This window comes from Telluribacter roseus, from assembly GCF_017355915.2.
Taxonomy (GTDB): domain Bacteria; phylum Bacteroidota; class Bacteroidia; order Cytophagales; family Spirosomataceae; genus Telluribacter.
Map to the genome: position 1 here is coordinate 670,960 of NZ_JAFEUV020000002.1, position 21,467 is coordinate 692,426.

At 53.3% G+C, this 21,467-nt stretch carries 9 protein-coding genes; all 9 read left to right on the forward strand.

Annotated elements, in window-relative coordinates; translation table 11 throughout:
* The first annotated feature begins 46 nt into the window (after positions 1-46).
* On the forward strand, positions 47-2,500 hold the full coding sequence (locus tag JTN23_RS06025; protein ID WP_247233089.1) for an ABC transporter permease: 2,454 nt from the start codon (positions 47-49) through the stop codon (positions 2,498-2,500).
* Between the two features lie 281 nt (positions 2,501-2,781).
* A complete protein-coding gene (locus JTN23_RS06030; protein WP_247233090.1) occupies positions 2,782-5,211 on the forward strand; it encodes an ABC transporter permease in 2,430 nt (809 codons plus the stop codon).
* Positions 5,212-5,285: 74 nt separating this feature from the next.
* A complete protein-coding gene (locus tag JTN23_RS06035) occupies positions 5,286-7,640 on the forward strand; it encodes an ABC transporter permease (RefSeq protein ID WP_247233091.1) in 2,355 nt (784 codons plus the stop codon).
* Between the two features lie 107 nt (positions 7,641-7,747).
* Positions 7,748-10,180, forward strand: a complete 2,433-nt coding sequence (locus tag JTN23_RS06040; protein ID WP_247233093.1) for an ABC transporter permease — start codon at positions 7,748-7,750, stop codon at positions 10,178-10,180.
* A gap of 390 nt (positions 10,181-10,570) precedes the next feature.
* Positions 10,571-12,985, forward strand: coding sequence for an ABC transporter permease (locus JTN23_RS06045; protein WP_247233094.1), 2,415 nt, complete (start codon positions 10,571-10,573; stop codon positions 12,983-12,985).
* A gap of 13 nt (positions 12,986-12,998) precedes the next feature.
* The gene (locus tag JTN23_RS06050) at positions 12,999-13,601 is read left to right on the forward strand and encodes a hypothetical protein (protein ID WP_247233095.1); all 603 of its coding nucleotides are present in this window, start codon (positions 12,999-13,001) and stop codon (positions 13,599-13,601) included.
* A 110-nt stretch (positions 13,602-13,711) separates the two neighbouring features.
* Complete coding sequence (locus JTN23_RS06055) at positions 13,712-16,138, forward strand: ABC transporter permease (RefSeq protein WP_247233096.1); 2,427 nt, start codon at positions 13,712-13,714, stop codon at positions 16,136-16,138.
* Positions 16,139-16,261: 123 nt separating this feature from the next.
* Positions 16,262-18,691, forward strand: coding sequence for an ABC transporter permease (locus JTN23_RS06060; protein WP_247233097.1), 2,430 nt, complete (start codon positions 16,262-16,264; stop codon positions 18,689-18,691).
* Positions 18,692-18,890: 199 nt separating this feature from the next.
* The gene (locus JTN23_RS06065; RefSeq protein WP_247233098.1) at positions 18,891-21,338 is read left to right on the forward strand and encodes an ABC transporter permease; all 2,448 of its coding nucleotides are present in this window, start codon (positions 18,891-18,893) and stop codon (positions 21,336-21,338) included.
* Positions 21,339-21,467 lie beyond the last annotated feature (129 nt).

The window sequence follows — 21,467 nt, forward strand, 5'->3', positions numbered from 1 at the left end:
GCGCGGCGGACCGTCTAAAAGCTAACAGCTGATAGCTAACACAGCCATGCTCACCAACTACTTCAAAATTGCCTGGCGGAATATAGTCCGCAACAAAACCTTCTCTGCAATTAATGTATTGGGGCTGGCCTTGGGTATGGCCTGCTGTATGTTGCTGCTGCTTTACATTCGCAGTGAGCTTTCGTTCGACCGGCACCACACCTTCGCTAAGGATATTTATTTACTACGAAGCGAAATATGGCGCAACGGTGATAAGATGGATAACCCGCGCGCGCCCTCGCCCTACGCCCAGGCCATCAAGGCGGAGTACCCCGAGGTAGTGCAGGTGACGCGTCTGTGGCCAAACTTTATCGAAAGCCAGGCTTTGCTGAAAATAGAGGAGCCGGGCCAGGCCGTAAAGTCCTTCTACGAAACCAACGGCTACCAGGTCGACTCTACTTTTTTCGACGTGTTTACGTATGACTTCCTGGAAGGCGATGCCCGCACGGCGCTGGCCGATCCTAAGTCGGTGGTGCTGTCGGATGACGTGGCCCGGAAGCTATTTGGCGGAGTACCCGCCCTGGGTCGGACGATCCGCATTGGCGGGGCGAGTGGGTACGGCGAAAGCTATAACGTTACGGGCGTCTACCGAAACGAAAGTACTCGCTCGCACATTGACGCCCGCTATTTTCTTCCCATGACGGCCGGTTGGGTGGGTGGCTTCCTGCGCGACCAGCCGCAGGACTTCACCAACAACAGTATGTTTTTTACGTACGTCCGGCTGAGGGAAGGTACTAACGCGACGCAGTTTGCCCAGAAACTACCCGCTTTTGTAGACAAGTACGCCCGGCAGGATTTAAAAGCCACCGGTGTGGAAAAATACCTCTTCCTGCTGCCGGTGCCGGATATTCACCTATTTAGCAGGATCAATGCCATCGTGACACCTACCACCAGTACTACCTACCTGTACGTGCTGGCTTCCATTGCCTTGTTTACGCTGCTCATTGCCTGTATCAACTTCATGAACCTGGCCACGGCACGTTCGGCCAAGCGGGCTGCGGAGGTAGGGGTACGCAAAGTAATGGGAGCTGGTAAAGGCAACCTGATCGGACAGTTTCTGGGCGAGTCGATGGTACTTACCTTCCTGGCGCTGATAGTAGCGGTAGCCGGGGTGTTACTTTTCCTGCCAGCGTTCAACCAAATGGCCGACAAAGCACTGGATATTCAGGACTTGCTTCGGCCCGAAATCATGTTGGCTTTAGTTGGGTTGGCTTTCCTGACCGGCCTGCTGGCGGGTAGTTATCCGGCGTTTTACCTGTCAGTCTTCAATCCCCTGGATGTGATCAAGGGTAGGTTTGTCAATTCGGTTTCGGCTACGGCTTTGCGACGCGGATTGGTGGTGTTCCAATTTGTGATTTCGATCGGCTTGGTAGTGGCTACGCTGGTGATCCAAAGGCAGATCCAGTTCATGCGCGACCAGCCGCTGGGTTTTACCAAAGAGCAGCAATTGGTCATTCCGCTGCGGAGTGATAAATCCCGGCAGGCATACCACGCGCTGCGCCAGGAGATTTTACAGAATAATCAGATCACTGCGGCTTCAGGTACCTCTTACTACCCAGGCATCATCAATCCCAGCGACATATCGGTGTACCGTCCCGACCAAAGTGTGAACGAAGCATCGTTGGTCAAAACCAACTGGGTAGCACCAGATTTCATGCAAACAATGGGCTTTACGATGGTCGCGGGCCGCATGTTGTCGGAGAAATTTCCGGGTGATACCAACTCCCGAATGGTGGTCAACGAAGCAACCCTGCGCAAGTTTGGCATCCCGCTGCATAAGGCCGTAGGTGCCCGGCTCCACTTCCGCGAAGGCGACGACTCGATCTATCCCCTCGAGATTGTGGGCGTTGTCAAAGATTTTCACTTTGCGGATCTGCACCAGGCTATCGAGCCGTACGCTTTTTTTCTGCACCTGGGCAACGACTTCCGGTATATCATTGCCCACGTAAACACCAGCGACGTCAGCAAGGCACTTTCCGCTCTGGAATCCAAATGGAACGCTTTGATGCCGGGCGAGCCCTTTACATACAGTTTTCTGGATGAAGATTTCCAGCGCAACTACGCCGCTGACGCCCGTACGGCCCGGATTGTTAATTCTTTTACACTTATTTCTATTCTGATCTCCTGCCTGGGGCTGTTTGGCCTGGCGGCCTTTGCGGCTCAGCAGCGCACCAAAGAAATAGGCGTACGTAAGGTACTTGGCGCGGATATTTTGAGTATCGTGTCGCTATTGTCCGGAGATTTTATCAAGCTAGTGCTGATCGCCCTGGTCCTGGCCACCCCCCTGACCTGGTACATTATGGAGCAATGGCTGCAGGATTTTGCGTATAAGATTAGTATTCAGTGGTGGATGTTTGTGCTGGCAGGTACCCTGGCCGTCCTGATCGCCCTGCTGACGGTAATCAGTCAGAGCATCAGGGCCGCCCTGATGAACCCGGTGAAGAGTTTACGGGCTGAGTAACCGGGAGCCTTTCCGTCTAACGAATAAACTAGCGCCCAGCAGCGTCCGTACTTGAACAAAACTGTCCGATTTCGGACAGTTTTGTTTTATTAAATTACCTTAATTGGTTGGTAATCAGTTGTTATACTAGACTGGCATAGGGTTGGTATATCGGGAGGTGAACAGTATAAGGAATAAAAGGTACAAAAGCGGCCGCCGCGCGGGAGAAAATTGCCGGAAGTAATCACTCTGCCTCCTTCTCCTTTCCTCCGTTCCTGCTTTTCTCCTTCAAAAAAACAGCCATGATACAAAATTACCTCAAAATAGCCTGGCGTAACCTGCAGAAGCACCGGTTCTACTCGTTCCTGAACATTTTTGGACTGTCGCTGGGGCTGGCGAGCTGCCTGCTCATCACGCTGTACGTGATAGATGAGTTGAGTTACGACCGGTTCTTTGATAAGGCCGACCGGATTTACCGCGTAGATGCGGACATCAAATTTGGTGGGCCGGAGATGAAGCTGGCCGTAGCCCCCGATCCCATGGCTTTTACCATCAAGATAGACTACCCGCAGGTAGAGGCGGCTACGCGCCTGCGTGAGAATGGAAGCTATTTGGTCAGACGAACCGGGCAAACCGGAAATATCAGGGAAGATAAAGTAACGTTTGCGGACTCTACCTTCTTTGATGTATTCTCGATACCCATGGTGGCCGGTGACCCCAAAACGGCCCTGACCGAACCGAATACACTGGTGCTTTCGGAGCGGGCTGCCAGGAAGTACTTTGGCAACGAAAGCCCCCTTGGTAAGACACTCCTGCTGGATAATGAGCATACTTACCGCGTGACGGGCGTCATGACTACCATACCGTCCAACTCGCATCTGGCGGACCTGAATATGCTGCTCTCCATGGCCTCACGGGCCGAAAGTCGCCAGAACAACTGGGGCGCCCATAATTTTTCGACCTACCTGGTACTGCAGGAGGGGGTAAAGGGGGCACAGTTTGCCAGGAACCTCGAAACTATACTCGAAAAATACACAGGTCCTTGGGTAAAGGGGTTTATGGGGTCTTCGCTGGATGATTTAAAAAAAGCCGGCAACTACATCCGCTACTCACTTATACCCATTACTGATATTCACCTGCACTCCGACCGGATGGCGGAGTTGAGCGTCAACGGTAACATCCAGTACGTCTACATATTCTCGGTGATCGCGGTATTCCTGCTGCTGATTGCCTGCGTCAACTTTATGAACCTGGCCACGGCCCGCTCGTCCAACCGGGCGCGTGAGGTAGGTGTACGTAAGGCCCTGGGGTCGGAGCGCTCGTCACTGGTAGCTCAGTTTCTGACGGAGGCCATGCTGCTGAGCTTTATTTCTTTAGCGCTGGCGCTGGTACTGGCTTACCTGGCGATGCCGTTTTTTAATCAGCTGGCCAGCAAACAGCTGGAAGTACCAACCGTGAGTCCGTACTTCTGGGCCATACTGCTGATGACCGGGGCCGGGGTAGGGCTGCTGGCGGGTAGTTATCCGGCTTTCTTCCTGTCGGGTTTTCAGGCCATCAAGGTACTCAAAGGAAAGCTGGTCCTGGAGGGTCGGGGCGGACAGCTACGTAATACGCTGGTGGTGTTCCAGTTCATGATTTCGGTGATGCTGATTATCGGTACCATCGTTATCTTCCGGCAGCTCAACTACATCCAGACCAAAACACTGGGATTCAATAAAGAACAGGTACTGCTGATTGACAACGCCTACGCCCTCGGTACCCAGACGGATGCCTTCAAGCAGGAAACCCTTAACCTGCCGCAGGTAGAGAGTAGCACCATTTCGTACTACATGCCTACGCCCTCCTCCCGCAGCGACAATACCTTCTATCCGGAAGGGCAGCAGCAGGACAAAGGCATGAGCATGCAGAACTGGCCCGTAGACCACGACTACGTCAGGACCCTGAATCTTGAGATTGTGGCAGGGCGGGATTTCAGCCGTGACTTTCCATCCGATTCGCTCGGAATGCTGGTCAATGAGTCGGCGGTAAAGCTGCTTGGCTTTACAGGCAACCCCATCGGAAAGAAAGTAATGACTCTCTTTGGCCCAAATCCTGAAGACCAGATAGCCTATACCATCATTGGCGTGGTGAAGAACTTCCACTACGAGTCGCTGCGCAAAAACATAGGTCCGGTGAGTATGGTACTGGGCCGCAGTCCGGGTATTATCGCTCTGAAACTAAAAACAGACGACATGATGGCCAGCGTAGCCAGCGTCGAGCAACTCTGGAAGCGAATGGCTCCGGGGCAGCCGTTTGAGTACCGCTTCATGAACGATGATTTTGATAAGGAGTACCGCGCCGAGCAGCGCGTGGGCCAGATCTTCGTCACCTTCGCTCTGTTATCTATCCTGATCGGATGCCTGGGCCTGTTCGGTCTGGCGGCCTATACGGCCGAGCGCCGTACCAAGGAGATCGGGGTGCGCAAGGTACTCGGTGCTTCTATTGGAGATATCGTAACCATGCTCTCGCGCGACTTCATGAAGCTGGTACTGATCGCTATTGTCATAGCCTCACCCATAGCCTGGTACGCCATGAACCGCTGGCTCAGTGACTTCGCCTTCAAGGTTGATATCCAGTGGTGGATATTCGTAGCGGCCGGTCTGCTGGCCGTAGGTATTGCTCTGCTGACGGTAAGTTTCCAAAGTATCAAAGCCGCCCTGATGAATCCGGTAAAGTCATTGAAATCGGAGTAAAGGAGGAGAGGAGGAATGTAATTTTCCTTTCCTCCCTTCCTCCTTTTTACCCTTTTTCCTTAAAATAAACAGCCATGTTCAGAAACTACTTTAAAATAGCTTTTCGAAGCCTTTGGAACAACAAAGGGTATACTACTCTGAATGTGGCTGGGCTGGCTTTGGGGATGGCCTGTAGCTTTCTGGCAGCGTTGTGGGCGTATGATGAATTGACTTACGATCAGTTTCATGAAAATATTGGATCTATCTATCAGGTCAACCGGAACTCGGAGCGGGACGGGCAGATCTTTGTAAGTCAGAATACGCCGTATCCGCTAGCGAATGGATTAAGACAAAACTTTCCGGATGTTAAATACGCCTGTCGGGTAGATCAGGACGATGCCCGTCTGTTAGCCGCCGGAGAGAAGAAGGTATACCGGAAAGCAGTTTTTGCCGACCCTGACTTCCTGAATATATTCACCTTCACCTTAACCGAAGGGGCAGCCAATTCGGCCTTATCCGATCCGCGGTCCGTTGTGCTAAGTCAGCAAACGGCGGAAGCCCTTTTCGGAGAAGAGAACGCCGTGGGAAGAATCATCCGGTTCAATAACGAAGTGGATGTAAAAGTAACGGGTGTACTGGCCGGGATACCGACAAATTCGACCTTCCAGTTTGATTGCCTGTTTCCGTACAGCCTCAAGGCGGTGATGGATCCCTGGTTTCTTAAGCTGGATGATGTATGGGATAATAACGTAGTCAGAACGTACATCCAGCTCCAGCCCAATGTAACGGCCGCGAAAGCGGAGGCCAAAATAGTTAATTTCCTGACTACCCGTGACGAAACGGTCAAACAGACCCTGATGCTGCACGCCATGCCCGACTGGCATTTGCGTAATACCTTTGAAAATGGAAAAATAGCCGGAGGACTGATTGATTACATCCGCATATTTTTGTGGATAGCCGGATTTGTACTGCTCATTGCCTGCATCAATTTTATGAATCTGGCGACGGCACGGTCCGAGAAGCGGGCCAAAGAAGTAGGTATCCGCAAAACGATCGGCTCCTCCCGAACCAGGCTGATCCTGCATTTTCTGGGGGAGTCCAATCTGCTGGCATTTATGGCCTTTGCACTCGCAGTACTACTTATCCATGTACTGCTTCCGTGGTTCAACGGGCTCACCGACAAAAGCATTCAGGTACCCTTTGCCAATCCCGTGTACTGGCTCATTGGGCTGGGCATCGCCTTAGCAACGGGGATGGCGGCTGGCCTCTATCCGGCTTTTTATCTGTCGTCTTTCCAGCCGGTCAGGGTACTTAAAGGTACGGTCAGATTGGGTAAAAACGCCGGTATACCCCGCAAGCTGCTGGTCGGGCTGCAGTTTACCATTTCAATACTGCTGATCATTAGCGTAGTCGTCATTAGTAAGCAGCTGGACTACACCAAAGATCGCTCTGTGGGGTATGATCGGAATAACCTGATCATGGCAGACTTTACGGAAGAACTAAAACAGAACGAAGAGGTACTTCGAAATGAATTATTGAACTCCGGCTACGTACATGCGGTATCGGCTACCCAGGCTCCCATGACCGAAATCAGGAATACGAACGGAGTAGGCTACGGTGGTGATAAAGAGATTGGGTTGGTCACGGTTTGCTCGGATTATAAGTACCTGAAAACCTTTGGCATCCGGCTGAAAGCGGGACGGGACTTTTCGCGGGAGTTTATTACTGATAGCTCCGCTGCCCTGCTGAATGAGTCGGCGGTAAAGGAAATGAATCTTACGGATCCCATAGGCGAGCAAATTGAGTATGGCGGGAAAACCTACCACGTAGTCGGGGTGATCGAGGATGTACTGATGGATTCACCCTACGCTCAGGTACGCCCTACCGGAGTATTCTTAAAAAAGGAAAGCCGCAACATTATTAACATACGCTTCCGGGACGGTGTAAACAGACAGGAGGCTTTGGCCAGTACCAAAGCAATAGTGGAAGGCCTGGCCCCGGCTTATCCGTTTGCCTATCAGTTTGTGGATGAAGAATACGCCAAAAAATTTGCCACCGAAGAGCGGATCGGTAGCCTCATCAATGCGTTTGCTCTGCTTACTATTTTTATTTCCTGCCTCGGACTGTTCGGCCTGGCGGCCTATACGGCCGAGCGGCGCACCAAAGAAATCGGAGTACGCAAGGTGTTGGGTGCTAACCTGTCCAGCATTGTTATCATGCTTTCCAGAGAATATGTATACCTGATTGGAATAGCCTCCCTCGTTGCTTCGCCTATTGCCTGGTACTTTCTGCACAACTGGCTACAGAACTACATCTATCGCATCGAAATACCCGGCTGGGCCTTTTTCTTTTCCGGCCTGCTGGCCATCACGATCGCGCTACTCACGGTAAGTTTCCAAAGCCTTAAAGCCGCCCTCATGAACCCGGTAAAATCGCTGCGCTCGGAGTAAACCAGGGAGGAAGGGTAAGAAAGCAGGAAAGTGCCGAAAGTAAAAAATCCGCATCCACCTCCTTTTCTCCCTTCCTCCTTTCGAACCTTTTTCCTTTAAAAAATGCCATGATCAAAAACTACTTCAAAATAGCCTTCAGAAACCTGTCCCGGCACCGGGGATTTACAGTCCTCAATGTACTGGGGCTGAGTGTAGGCGTGGCGGCTTCGCTCCTGCTGTTTATGGTGGTGCGGTACGAGCTGAGCTTTGACAAATTCCATACCGACCACGACCGGATCTATCGGGTTGTGCGGAAGCAGGTGTACCCCAGTGGGCAGGAAGACCTTTCGCCAGGGAATCCGCTGCCGGTAGTGGCTGCTCTGAAAGCGGATATACCCCAATTTGAAAAAGTAGTACCCGTGTTTGGTACCTTCGATCCGCAGGTGACCGTACTGGGCAGCGATCCCAACTCGACGGATGTAAGCACCAAATTTATTGAAGATGATGAGGGCCTGCTGGTTGGACCGGAATTCTTTGGCCTGTTTAATTACAGCTGGCTGGTAGGTAACCCTAAAGTACTTGCCGAGCCCAATGTGGTGGTGCTTTCGCGGAAGTATGCCGAGAAGTACTTCAAGGACCATCAAAAAGCGGTGGGACAGTACCTGAAGATTAACAATATCACTACCATGCGCGTAGCCGGGGTACTGGAAGATGCTCCCGCCACGACGGACTTCCCGCTCAACCTGGTCATCTCGTACGAGTCCAAGCGGGCCCGGCCGGATCTGTTTGGGTTTGGGCAGTTCGATAGCTGGGGAAGCACCAGCAGCAACGATCAGGTATATGTACTCCTGCCCAAAAACTTCACGGTAGCCACCGCGAATACCCTGCTCGAAAAATTCTCACGCAAGCACTATGATAAGCGAAAGGAGAACGATATCAAAACCCACCTCCTGAGCCCGCTGGCGGATGTACACCACGACGAGCGCCTTGATAACTACAAGGGTAAGGTGGTGCCCCTGCAGCGCATCCGGAATATAGCCATTGTGGGGGCATTGCTGCTGCTGATGGCCTGCATCAACTTCATCAATATCTACTCTGCACTGGCTGCCAAACGCGCCAAAGAAGTAGGGGTACGTAAAGTACTGGGAAGCCAGAAAAGTCAGCTGGTCGCGCAGTTTCTGACGGAGACCTTCCTGGTGGTAGCCTTCTCGATGTTTGTAGGTATTATGGCAGCGTATCTGGCTTTGCCGCTTCTTGAAAAAATATTCAGTGTACCGGCCGATGCTACCTTGTATTTCACTCCGGAGCTTGGCATGTACCTGGTAGGATTTTTAGTAGTCATCACCCTGCTTTCGGGCGTATATCCATCCCTGATCCTTTCCTCGTTTTCGCCCCTGGATATTTTTCGGAAGCGGATGCCCAAAAGCTGGATGGGCGGCCTATCGGTGCGCCAGAGTCTTATTGTCTTCCAGTTTGCCACGGCTCTGGTACTTATCATTGGTACGGTGATTAACCTGCGGCAAATGGAGTACCTCAGCAAGCTGGACCTGGGTTTTGTGAAGGAAGGCGTGTACAATTTTCCGGTAGATACGGAGTACCGCCAGCGGTACCAGTCGTTGCGCAACGAGCTGCTGCAGATACCGGATGTCGGTTCGGTGTCCTTTTCGTCCGATCAGCCTTCTTCGGGCAATAACTGGCAGAGCAACTTCTCCTTCACAAAAACATCGGAGGACGAGGATTTCAGTGTTTCCATGAAAATGGCCGACGGCGATTACTTTACCACCTACGGTCTGCAGTTCCTGGCGGGTGGTCCCTACGCGGCCAGCGATACCCTGACAAAGTATGTAGTGAACGAAACGCTCCTTAAGAAGCTGGGTATCCAGGATCCCAATTCGGTCATTGGAAAAGAAATGCGGGTAGGTAGAGGGAAACCGGCCCCTATTGTGGGAGTAGTGAAGAATTTTCATACCCATTCGGCCAAGGAAGACATCGATCCGATTGTGATTACGACGAATGAACAATTCTACTGGGCAGGCGGAGTTAAGATTCAGTCTCAGAACCTGCCTCAGACGGTAGAAAAGGTGAAAGCGGTCTATGAGCGGGTTTTTCCGGAAGTACCCTTCAACGGTACTTTTTATGAGGAAAGCATTGAAAACTACTACCAGGCCGAGCGGCAGATGGGACTGCTGTACCGCACCTTTGCGGGACTTACCGTATTCATCGCCTGCCTGGGTCTGTTTGGACTGGCCGCTTTTACCGCCGAGCAACGTACCAAAGAGATAGGTGTTCGCAAGGTACTAGGCGCTTCAGTGCCCAGCCTGGTGACGCTGCTATCCAATGATTTTCTGAAACTGGTGGTCATCGCCATTGTCATTGCCACGCCCGTAGCCTGGTACCTGATGCAGGCCTGGATGGAAGACTTCAAGTACCAGGTCGGTATCGAGTGGTGGGTGTTTGTAGTAGCAGCCCTGCTGGCCCTGACGGTAGCCTTCCTGACGGTCAGTTTTCAGGCAGTTAAGGCCGCCCTGGTTAATCCGGTGAAGTCTTTAAAAACGGAGTAATGTAGAATGAAGAATTAGTAGTGTACGAAGGAGTTACCAGCCGTTCAAAGGCGGCCCCATAGGGGTCTAACCTTAGTAGCAGATTAGCGAATTGGAGAGATTTGAGCCCCGGTAGTCGGACGGCCGATGCCGGGCGACACCAAGCCTCTTATGTGCCGCTCCGCGCGGCGGCCGCCTACGGAGCTTGGTTTACCCTTGTAATGCTATTTCTACTAAAGTACCGCCCCGATGGGGCTGAAATAAAATTGGTTCGTACACTTCTGATGAAGAACGTAAAAGATAGAATGAATAATGAAGGGAGTTGACTAACGTAGAGACGCAAGATTTTGCGTCTCTACAAGCCACAAAAAGCTAATACCTAATTCCTAACAGCTAACGCCTAGCCTAGCCATGATCAAGAACTACTTCAAAATCGCGCTCAGAAACCTGATAAAGCACAAAGCATTCAGCTTTATCAACATCATAGGCGTAGCCATCGGGCTGGCCTGTTTTCTGCTTCTGGCTTTGTACGTGAAGGACGAACTGAGTTACGACCGTCACCACCAGCACGCCGATCGGATCTACCGCCTGTCGCGGACCTTCCTGTCCAAGGATGGTACCGAGTCGCTCCGGCTGGGGCACGCCGCGCCTCCCTTCGGGCCGCTGGTCAAGCAGGACTTTCCCGAGGTGGAAGAGGTAGTACGGATGCTGGAGACGAGTTGGCTGATCCGGCATAATGATAAAGTCTTCAACGAAGAGAATGCCTTCATGGCGGAGGCTAATGTGTTCAAGGTATTTAGCTTTAATGTACTGAATGGTAATCCGGATAAGGCGCTGGAGAATCCTTTCTCCATCATGTTCTCCCGGCCCATGGCGGAGAAGTACTTTGGCAATGAGAATCCGGTGGGTAAGACCGTCCGGCTGGACAGCCAGTTTGACTTTACCGTCACGGGCGTGTTTGAGCCGCTGCCCGCCCAGTCGCACTTCCACCCCGACTTCCTGCTGTCGTTCTCGACCCTGAACGACGACCGGCTTTATGGAGCCGAAGGCCTTCGCACCAACTGGGGCAACAACTCTTTCTCGACCTTCCTGCTGCTGCCCGAGGGCTACGACCCGCAGAAGCTGGAGCGGGCCTTTCCGGCTTTTCAGGACCGGCACATTCCGCAGGACGGAGGCACCAAGGCTTCGTCGTACTCAGTACTGAATCTGATGAAGCTCACGGACATTCACCTGCGCTCCCACCTCGACTCCGAGATCGAGGCAAACGGCGATATACAGTACGTGTACCTGTTTTCGGCCATTGCCATCTTCATCCTGCTCATTGCCTGCATCAACTACATGAACCTGGCTACGGCCCGCTCGGCTTCGCGCGCCAAGGAGGTAGGGATGCGCAAAGTAGTAGGTGCTGTGCGTAATCAACTGGTAGGGCAGTTTCTGAGTGAGTCGGTGCTGCTGGTATCGGTGTCGGTACTGATTGCACTGGTACTGGTGGTGCTGTTCCTGCCGGTGCTGAATGAGTTTACGCAGAAGCAGTTGTCATTCGGCGTACTGCTCGACCCGCAGTTTCTGGCTATTATTCTCGCCATTACTCTTCTGACTGGCCTGGCCGCGGGTAGTTACCCCGCTTTCTTCCTGACGTCCTTCCAGCCTACCAGCGTATTGAAGGGCAAGATTGCCTCGGCCATGCGCAACGGTAAGCTGCGGCAGACGCTGGTCGTAGCGCAGTTCGCCATTGCGGTGGCGCTCATCATCAGTACCGTGGTGGTGTACAACCAGATGCGGTACATCCAGAACTACAAGCTGGGGTACTCCAAAGACCAGATGGTACTACTGCGCATGGTAGGAGATACCAGTACCAACTACGAAACCATCAAGCAGGAGCTGAAGCAGAACAGCGGCGTGGTGGAGGTAGGAAGTTCGTCGCGTATTCCGTCGGGGCGCCTGCTCGACTCGTACGGGGCACTGGTAATGAAAGGCGACTCCATGGCTCCGGCTGAGGTAGGTATCAAAGCCCTGACCGTTGACCATGATTTTATACCGGCCTATCAGATCGAGATGGCCGCGGGACGCAACTTTTCCCGCCAGCACACCACCGACGACTCTGCCGGTTTCATCCTGAATGAAACGGCGGTGAAAATGCTCGGTTGGAAAGATCCCCGCGAGGCTATCGGCAAAGGCTTCGGCTACGGCAATGACCGCGGACAGATCATCGGCGTTACCAAAGATTACCATTTCGAATCACTGCACCAGACGGTGGCGCCCATTGCCCTATTTCTGGAGCCCCGGCGACTCAACTGGATGTCCGTACACGTAGCAGGTGGTAACCTGCAGCAGGCCCTGGGGCATATTGAGGCTACTTGGAAGAAGCACTTCCCCGACCGGCCGTACAGCTACGAGTTTCTGGACCAGCGTTTTGGCCGTCTCTACGCCCGCGAGCAGACCCAGCAGGTACTCTTCGGGGTATTCGCTGGCATCGCCATCTTCATCTCCTGCCTTGGCCTGCTGGGACTGTCCATGTTTATGGCCGAGCAGCGTACCAAGGAGATTGGCGTCCGCAAGGTACTGGGTGCTTCGGTGGGCAACCTGGTAGCCTTACTTTCCAAAGACTTCATGAAGCTGGTACTCATAGCGATAGTCATAGCCAGCCCCATTGCCTGGTACGCCATGGACCGCTGGCTGCAGGACTTTGCCTACCGCACCGACATCCAATGGTGGGTATTTGCGTTGGCGGGTATCGTAGCCATCCTTATTGCGCTCTTCACCATCAGCTTCCAGAGTATCAAAGCGGCGCTGATGAACCCCATAAAATCCTTACGAACCGAATAAACAACCTAACGCTATGAAAACTCTTGCAACCCTATTCCTATTGGCTATTAGCTTCACGGCAGTAGCGCAGCAGTACTTATTTCATGAAGAAGTTCATGACGACGGTAAGCGCCTCAAGATCAAGGTGGATATTGAAGAAAAAGGACGGTCCATTCATTACTCCAATACCTTCAACGTGAGTGGTATGAGCAAGGAAGAAAAGGAGGACCTCGTAGCTCGTACCCTTGAATCAGTAAAGGGCCGGAAGACGCAGGAAGAATTGAGTACCGCGTATGCGCCCCGCCCCGCCAGATCTGCCACCCGGATTGCATCAGCTACTTGCCCGGAGGCCCGGAGTACCGTAGCTCATAGGGACGCGCCTGCTACCTGGACCACCGCGTCGGCTGAGGCGACGGCTTCTGCTAATCCGGTCATGGAAAAACACTCTCCTTTTCAGAAATCCATCGAAGAAGACATCGAGGCCAAACGTATCAAGGTACGCTATGAGTACTTCGAAAACGGCGAGGAGCACATCTTCGAGCGCACCATCAACACTGAAGGCCGCACCGAACGGGAAATCAAAAAGCTCCTGGAAGAAACGGAAAAGAGCTTGGGCCTGACCCAAAAGAGCATGTAGAGGCCCTGTGGGAATGTATAGCGGTCCGCCGCCGCGGTGAATAATTATGAATGTATAATGTAGAATGAAAGCCTAAAGCTTACAGCCTACTGCTTAAAGCCCTAACAGCCATGTTCAGAAATTATCTCAAGATAGCGCTGCGCAACTTTGCGAAGCATAAAGTGTACTCCTTCATTAACCTGGGGGGGCTGACGCTGGCCATTACCTGCTGTCTCCTGCTGGGGATGTACGTCCGGCACGAGTGGAGCTTTGATCGCTTCCACTCCAAGACCGACCGCTTGTACCGCTCCTGGACGAAGGAGGTATATAAAGGAGAAGTATTTACCAATACGGTTACCCCTTACGTACTGGGACCTACGCTGAAAGAAACCTACCCGGAGGTAGAAGCCATGACCCGTGTCCGGACGAGTACTCTCAACGTCCGGAAGGGCAGCGAGGTACTGAGCGAACGCGTACATGAGGTAGATAAGGACTTCTTCCGGATGTTCGATTTTGAATTAGTGAGCTCAGCGGGCAGCAATCCGGTGCAGGACCTGTATTCGGTGGTACTGACGGAGGAGATCGCCAGGAAGTACTTCGGGGATGAGAACCCTATCGGTAAGCAGCTATTCATGCAGCTCGACAGCGCCATGGAGGCCTATACCGTAACGGCCGTCGCCAAAACGCCTCCGACGCACTCGAGCATCCGCTTTGGGATCATCATCCCCATGGCCAATGTACTACCGTACGTCTCGGACAAGATGCAGAAAAGCTGGTTCATGATTGACCCCGAAACCTACGTACTACTGCGCGAGGGGTCGGATGCGGAGAAGCTAAAAGCGAAGTTTCCATCCCTGCTCAAGACCGCCCTCGGCGATAAATACCAGGATAACAACTATGTGATCAACCTGCAGCCCATCCCGGACATTCACCTCAACACCGAGCTGACGGGTGGTATCGAACCTACCAGTAACCCGGCTTATTCCTATATTCTGGGAGCGATTGCTGTCTTCATCCTGCTGATTGCCTGCATCAACTTCATGACCCTGTCGCTGGGGCGCTCTATCAGCCGGGCGCAGGAGGTAGGCGTACGCAAAGCCATGGGAGCGCTGAGAGGCCAGCTCATGAACCAGTTCTGGAGCGAAGCCCTGCTAATGACGCTATTTGCGGTAGTGCTGGGTGTAGCGCTGGCCTTTGTACTCACACCTACGTTTAGTAAGCTGTCTAATCAGGAGCTGACCTTCCGCTTCGATGCGGTAACGGCGCTATTCCTGCTGGGGCTGGTAGGGGTAGTAGGGCTGGTGGCCGGTAGTTACCCCGCGCTGGTACTGTCCGGCTTCCGTCCGGTGGAGGTACTTAAAGGAAAGATCAGCCTGAAAGGCGACGTGAGTCTGTTTCGTAGGTCGCTGGTGGTAGTACAGTTTAGCCTGTCGATCTTCCTGATTGCGGGTACCATCCTGCTCAACCAGCAGTTGAACTTCCTGCAAGGTACCTCGCTCGGGTACCAATCAGACCAGACCGTGATTATACCCGTAGGAGTAGGAGGTCCGGAAGGACGACAACTGGCCGAACGGTACAAAAATGCCCTGGCCAATCATAAAGAGGTACGGAATGTTGCGGCATCCGCCTTTCCCTTCGCCGAAGAGGACCGCGGTAGCTGGGGCACGCTGGGCTTTACTGACAACAGGAAGGTATATCGTGAGTTTCAGTTCAACGCGGTGGATCCGCAGTTTGTACCTACATACGGTATAAAGCTGGTACAGGGCCGCAATTTTGACCCGGCCAATACCGCCGACACATACGGGGGCATCATCGTCAACCAGGCTTTTGTGAAGCAGTTTGGCCTGAAGGACCCGCTGAACGAAAAGATCCCCGGCCGCTTCCACGACCACCGCATCATTGGCGTCACCGAAGACTTCCACTACGCCTCACTGCACTCCAAAGTACAGCCGTTGGTGCTGACCATGCGTCCTGACTCATTATTCAAGTACTCCGAAAACGTTAATATCGGAAGCTCTACCGCACTGGACATGTCGGTACGGCTGGCGCCGGGACAGCTCTCGGAGCAGGTGGCCCTGCTCGAGCAGACCTGGAAGACAGTTGCACTCAACGAGCCTTTCAACTTTACGTTCCTGGATGATAACCTGCATCGGCAGTACGAAGCGGAGCAGCGCCTGAGCCGTATCGTCACCATCGCCTCCATCATCTCCATCCTCATTGCCTGTCTGGGACTGTTCGGTCTGGCTACCCTGGCGGTGGCACGTCGTACCAAAGAGATTGGTGTGCGCAAGGTACTGGGAGCTTCGGTGTCGGGTATCGTAGGCCTACTCTCAAAGGATTTTCTGCAACTAGTACTGGTCGCCATCGTAGTAGCCTCGCCGCTGGCCTGGTATGCCATGGAGCAGTGGCTGCAGGACTTCGCCTACCGCATCGATATCCAGTGGTGGGTATTCGCGCTGGCGGGGGTAGTAGCCGTACTGGTAGCCTTCCTGACGGTAAGCTTTCAAAGCCTCAAAGCCGCCCTCATGGACCCGGTGCGCTCATTAAAAACGGAGTAAAGCAGGAAAGGCGGCCGCCGCGCGGAGGAAAGTGCCGAAAGTAAATTCAACTAAGGCAAATACCTTCCTCCTTTTATCCTATAATAAAAAGCCTATTGCATACAGCCTAAAGCCTAAAACGCAATGCTTACCAACTACTTCAAAATAGCCTGGCGGAATCTGGTTCGCAACAAGGTGTATAGCTTTATCAATGTGGTAGGGCTGGCGCTGGGAATTGCGGCTTTCCTGCTCATACTGGAATACATTAGTTTCGAGCGGAGCTACGACCGATTTCATACGCAGCTGCCCCACATGGTGCGACTGCTGAATGAGGACGTAAAAGGGCAAAGCTGGCCGGAGATAGAGCCGGGCTGGGCACCGCGCATCAAGGAGCGCTTCCCGGAGGTAAAGGACTACTGCCGCTTTGAGTTCGGCGTATCGCAGGGTGTCATCAAGACCGCTGCGGGTAATGAGGAGCCATTCCGGGAGAAGGGCATCGGGTTTGTAGAGGAGAACTTCTTCCAGTTTTTTTGCTTTCCGCTTCGGGCAGGACAGCCCCGGGCGCTGGCAAAGCCGAACGTGGTGTTTATGTCCGAGTCGGCGGCCCGGAAGTACTTCGGTACGCAGGACCCGATGGGAGAGGTACTTACGCTGTCTAACCAGTTTGGCTCGGCACCCTTTACGGTGGAGGGCATTTACGAAGACATCCCCCTCAACTCCGACATCCGGTACGACATGGTGTTTTCGCTGGCAACGATGAAAAGCAAGGGCTACATTGATGGCAACGGCTGGGCTTCGCTGGATAACCTGGACTCGCAGTACATCAATACCTTTTTTCTGCTGAATGAAGGCGTGGATCCCAGCGATTTTGAAAAGAAGCTCACGGCCTTCCGGGATGAGCTGGGGCAGGAGAATGACGGCGTGAAGTTCCGGCTGCAGCCCTTTGCCTATACCCACTTGGCGGAGTCGCTCTCGGATACGCTGCAAACTACCGGTAACCTGAAGTACGTGTACATGCTGGGGGTGATTGCGCTCCTCATCATCCTGATTGCCTGGTTCAACTATGTCAATCTCTCCACCGCCCATGCCCTGAAACGCGCCGGCGAAGTAGGAGTACGTAAGGCGATCGGCGCTACGCAGCGGATGCTGATGGGGCAGTTCCTGGGCGAGTCGCTGCTGGTGACGGCACTGGCGCTGGGGGGCGCTATCCTGCTGGTACAACTCCTACAGCCCCTTTTCAATAGATTGATCGGGAGAGAGCTGTCGCTGGGTATGCTCGGTTATACTTCGACCTGGGCCGTAGGGCTGGGGGTGTTGCTGCTGGGCTCACTGGGGGCCGGTGCCTTTACCGCCTCCCGGCTGTCGGGCTTCAATCCAGTAGATACTCTGAAAGGTAAGCTGACCCGCTCCACGAGTGGTATCCTGTTGAGGAAGTCGCTGGTGGTGGTACAGTTTACTATCTCTATTGTATTGGTACTGGCGACGCTGGTTATCTACAGCCAGCTCCGGTACATGAAAAACAAGAACCTGGGTATCGATACGGAGCGGTTGCTGGTAGTGAAGGGGCCGGATGTGGGCAAAGACAGTAGCTTTGCCAACCGCAAAACAGGCTTTATCAGTGACATTACGCAGCAGAGCTTTATCAGCGACTACTGCGTGTCGGGCAGTGTACCCAGCAACTGGTTCAACTTTGCTACGTCGGGCTTCGTCAAGCCTAGTCCCCGCCCCGGCGATGAACACAAGACCTACTCCTTCGCCATCATTGATAGCCGCTACCTGGCTACCTACGGCATGACGCTGAAAGCGGGCCGTAACTTTACGCCCGAGGAGTGCCGCGTGTCCTGGAACGAGAACAGCAAGGTACTGATGAACGAGCGGGCCATCTGGCAACTGGGCTTCGAAACGCCCGAGGAGGCCGTCCGCACCCGCATCAGGTGGGACGAGCGTGAGTTGGAAATCGTCGGGGTGGTGCAGGACTACCACCATACAGGGGTGCAGCGGGCCATCGAACCCATTATCTTCTATCCACAGGACAACAACACCTTCTACACGCTCCGTCTCACCGCCGGCGAACTGCCCGAAAAGATCGCGGCCGTGGAGCAGATGTACAGGGCTACCTTTCCGGGTAATCCGTTTGAGTACTTCTTCGTAGACGATAATTTCAATAAGCAATATGCCTCCGAGCAGCAGTATGGCAACCTGTTTTCCACGGCTTCGCTCTGGGCCATTCTGATTGGGTGCATGGGCCTGTTTGGTCTGGTGGCCTTTACGGTGGAGCAGCGCACCCGGGAGATTGGTATCCGCAAAGTACTTGGCGCCAGTGTGGGCGGCATCGTGGCTTTGCTCTCGAAAGACTTTCTGGTGCTGGTGCTGATTGCCATTGGGGTAGCTTCGCCTATCGCCTGGTACCTGATGGAGCAGTGGCTGCAGAACTTCGCCAATCGGATCGACATCGAATGGTGGATTTTCGCGCTGGCGGCTCTACTCGCCATCCTCATTGCCTTGCTAACGGTCTGCTACCAGTCAGTCCGGGCGGCGCTGATGAATCCGGTGAGGTCGCTACGCTCGGAGTAATGGAGGAAGGGAGGAAAGCAGGAAGGGAGGAATGGAGGAAAGGTAAGTTGTTAGCTGTTGGAAGAGCACTTTGCGGAAATTAATATTGATATGAGGAAAATGAATAATAGAAAAAATAGACAAGATAGAGAAGAGAAAATCACATAACGGAGAAGTGTCCACTTTCCTCCTTTCGTACCCTTAATCCTTTAACGAAGCCATGATAAAGAACTATCTTAAAATAGCCTGGCGGAATATTATCCGTAACAAGACCTTCTCCGCTATTAATATTCTGGGGCTGTCGGTGGGGCTGACCTGCTGTATGCTCCTGCTGCTGTACATCCGCAACGAACTATCGTACGACAAGCACCACGAGCACGCCGACAACCTGTACATGCTGAGCCTCAAAGCGGTGATCGGGCAGAGCGCGGGTAGGGAGTTCGCTACTTCGCCAGCCCCGTACGCCCCGACGCTGAAGTCGGAGTACCCCGAAATAGAGGAAACGAGCCGCCTTTTTGCCCCCGAGAACAAAGCCTTGCTCCAGGTACGCGAGCAGGGAAAACAGGTGCTGTCATTTTATGAGAGCAAAGGCTATCAGGTGGATTCCAATTTCTTTACTATGTTCTCCTATGAGTTTGTGGAGGGAAATGCTGCTAACGCGTTGGCTGACCGCAACTCGCTGGTGTTGTCGGAGGAGGTGGCTCGGAAACTATTCGGGAACAGCCCGGCGCTCGACCGGACCATCCGGGTCAGTGGTGACCAGGGGGGCGGTGAAGACTTCAAGGTTACGGGCGTGTACCGCGATGCCAGCGCTCACTCCCACATCGACGCCCGTTTCTTTGTACCCATCTACGCCGGTAGCATTGGTAATTTTCTGAAGGAGGGGCAGCTGGACTTCGCCAATAACAACATGTTCTATACCTACCTGCGGTTGCGGCCGGGTACCGAGTCAGCCCAACTGATGCAGAAGCTACCGGCTTTCGTGGAGAAGTACGCCCGGGCTGATCTGAAGCAGTATGGCTTTGATGTAGACCTGCAACTGATATCGGTAAAAGACCTGCACCTGTACGACCAGTTTCAGAGCGTTGTTACCCCTACCAATACGACTACCTACCTGTACATATTGGCTTCCATTGCCATTTTTACCCTACTGATTGCTTGTATCAACTTCATGAACCTGTCCACGGCGCGCTCGGCTCGTCGGGCGGCGGAAGTAGGAGTACGTAAAGTAATGGGAGCGGAGAAATTCGCGCTGGTGCGGCAGTTCCTGGGTGAGTCGATGGTACTGACGCTGCTGGCGCTGGTGATCGCGTTGTTGCTCGTGGTACTGCTGCTGCCTGTATTTAACCAACTGACCAGCAAGCAACTTCATTTTAATGAGCTGCTCGAGCCGTCCATCCTCCTGACGTTCCTGGGGCTGGCCCTGCTGACGGGATTTGTAGCGGGTAGCTATCCGGCTTTTTACCTGTCACTGTTCAACCCGGCGCTGGTCCTGAAGGGGAAGTTTACCAATACTCTTTCGGCGGTTGCGTTGCGCCGTAGTCTGGTGGTGTTCCAGTTTGTGGTCTCGGTGGGGCTGGTGCTGGCTACGTTCGTGATTCAGGAGCAGATGAAGTACCTGCGCAACAAGTCGCTGGGCTTTACCCAGGACCAGCAGATAGCCATTCCTTTCCGGTCACAGGAGTCACGTGAGGCTTACACAGCACTACGAAACGAAATACTCTCCAACAACCAGGTCGTAGCGGCAGGAGGTGCCCAGTACTACCCCGGTATCTTCAACGCCTCCGACCTGGTGATGCACCGCCCCGACCAGTCCAAAGACCAGGGGCACGACATCAAGATCAACCGCGTCGACTACGAGTACATGCAGACGATGGGCTTTGAGCTGAAGCAGGGGCGGCTATTCTCCCGCGAGTTTCCGGGCGATACCAACGACCGGATGGTCGTCAACGAAGCGCTGCTAAAGGAGTTCCAGATTCCGGCGGATAAAGCAATTGGCCAACGGTTGAGCTTCGACTGGAATGGCGTCAGCTATCCGTTTGAGATAGTGGGGGTGGTGAAAGATTTCCATTACGAAAACCTGCACCAGACCATCGAACCCTACGCGTTTCTGCTGAATAATGGGGATAGCTTTAACTATCTCATTGTACACGTCAATACTGATAACATGCAGAATGTGCTCGGTTTTATTGAGCAGAAATGGAAAGCCCTGCGGCCCGACGAGCCGTTTGAGTATACCTTCCTGAACGAGGATTTTCAGAAGAACTACCAGGCCGAGGCCCGTACGTCGCGGATCGTCAGCTACTTTACCCTTATCTCTATCCTGATTTCTTGTCTGGGACTATTCGGGTTGGCAGCTTTTGCGGCGCAACAACGTACTAAGGAGATTGGTGTACGGAAGGTCATGGGAGCCTCGGTGAGCAGTATCGTACTACTGCTTTCCAAAGACTTCCTCAGGCTGGTACTCATTGCCATCGTCATTGCTTCGCCTATAGCCTGGTACGCCATGAACCAGTGGCTGGCCGACTTTGCCTACAAGATTACTATTCCGTGGTGGGTATTTGTGGTATCGGGAGCGCTGGCGGTAGTCATTGCCTTTATCACTATCAGCTTCCAAAGCATCAAAGCGGCTCTCATGAACCCGGTGAAGTCGCTTCGGAGCGAGTAATGTATAATGTAAAGCGGGCCGCCGCCGCGGTGAAGAATGTATAATGGAGGCGGGAGGAGCAAGCCCTACCAGGGTGGGACGGCCGCCACTGAAGATGTTCTGCTTAAGAGGCGCAAGGATTGTGTCTCT

Excerpts from the sequence above, each read along its gene's own strand:
- JTN23_RS06055 (WP_247233096.1), top strand. The coding sequence starts at position 13,712 with ATGTTCAGAAATTATCTCAAGATAGCGCTGCGCAACTTTGCGAAGCAT.
- JTN23_RS06045 (WP_247233094.1), top strand. The coding sequence starts at position 10,571 with ATGATCAAGAACTACTTCAAAATCGCGCTCAGAAACCTGATAAAGCAC.
- JTN23_RS06060 (WP_247233097.1), top strand. The coding sequence starts at position 16,262 with ATGCTTACCAACTACTTCAAAATAGCCTGGCGGAATCTGGTTCGCAAC.
- JTN23_RS06035 (WP_247233091.1), top strand. The coding sequence starts at position 5,286 with ATGTTCAGAAACTACTTTAAAATAGCTTTTCGAAGCCTTTGGAACAAC.
- JTN23_RS06030 (WP_247233090.1), top strand. The coding sequence starts at position 2,782 with ATGATACAAAATTACCTCAAAATAGCCTGGCGTAACCTGCAGAAGCAC.
- JTN23_RS06050 (WP_247233095.1), top strand. The coding sequence starts at position 12,999 with ATGAAAACTCTTGCAACCCTATTCCTATTGGCTATTAGCTTCACGGCA.
- JTN23_RS06025 (WP_247233089.1), top strand. The coding sequence starts at position 47 with ATGCTCACCAACTACTTCAAAATTGCCTGGCGGAATATAGTCCGCAAC.
- JTN23_RS06040 (WP_247233093.1), top strand. The coding sequence starts at position 7,748 with ATGATCAAAAACTACTTCAAAATAGCCTTCAGAAACCTGTCCCGGCAC.
- JTN23_RS06065 (WP_247233098.1), top strand. The coding sequence starts at position 18,891 with ATGATAAAGAACTATCTTAAAATAGCCTGGCGGAATATTATCCGTAAC.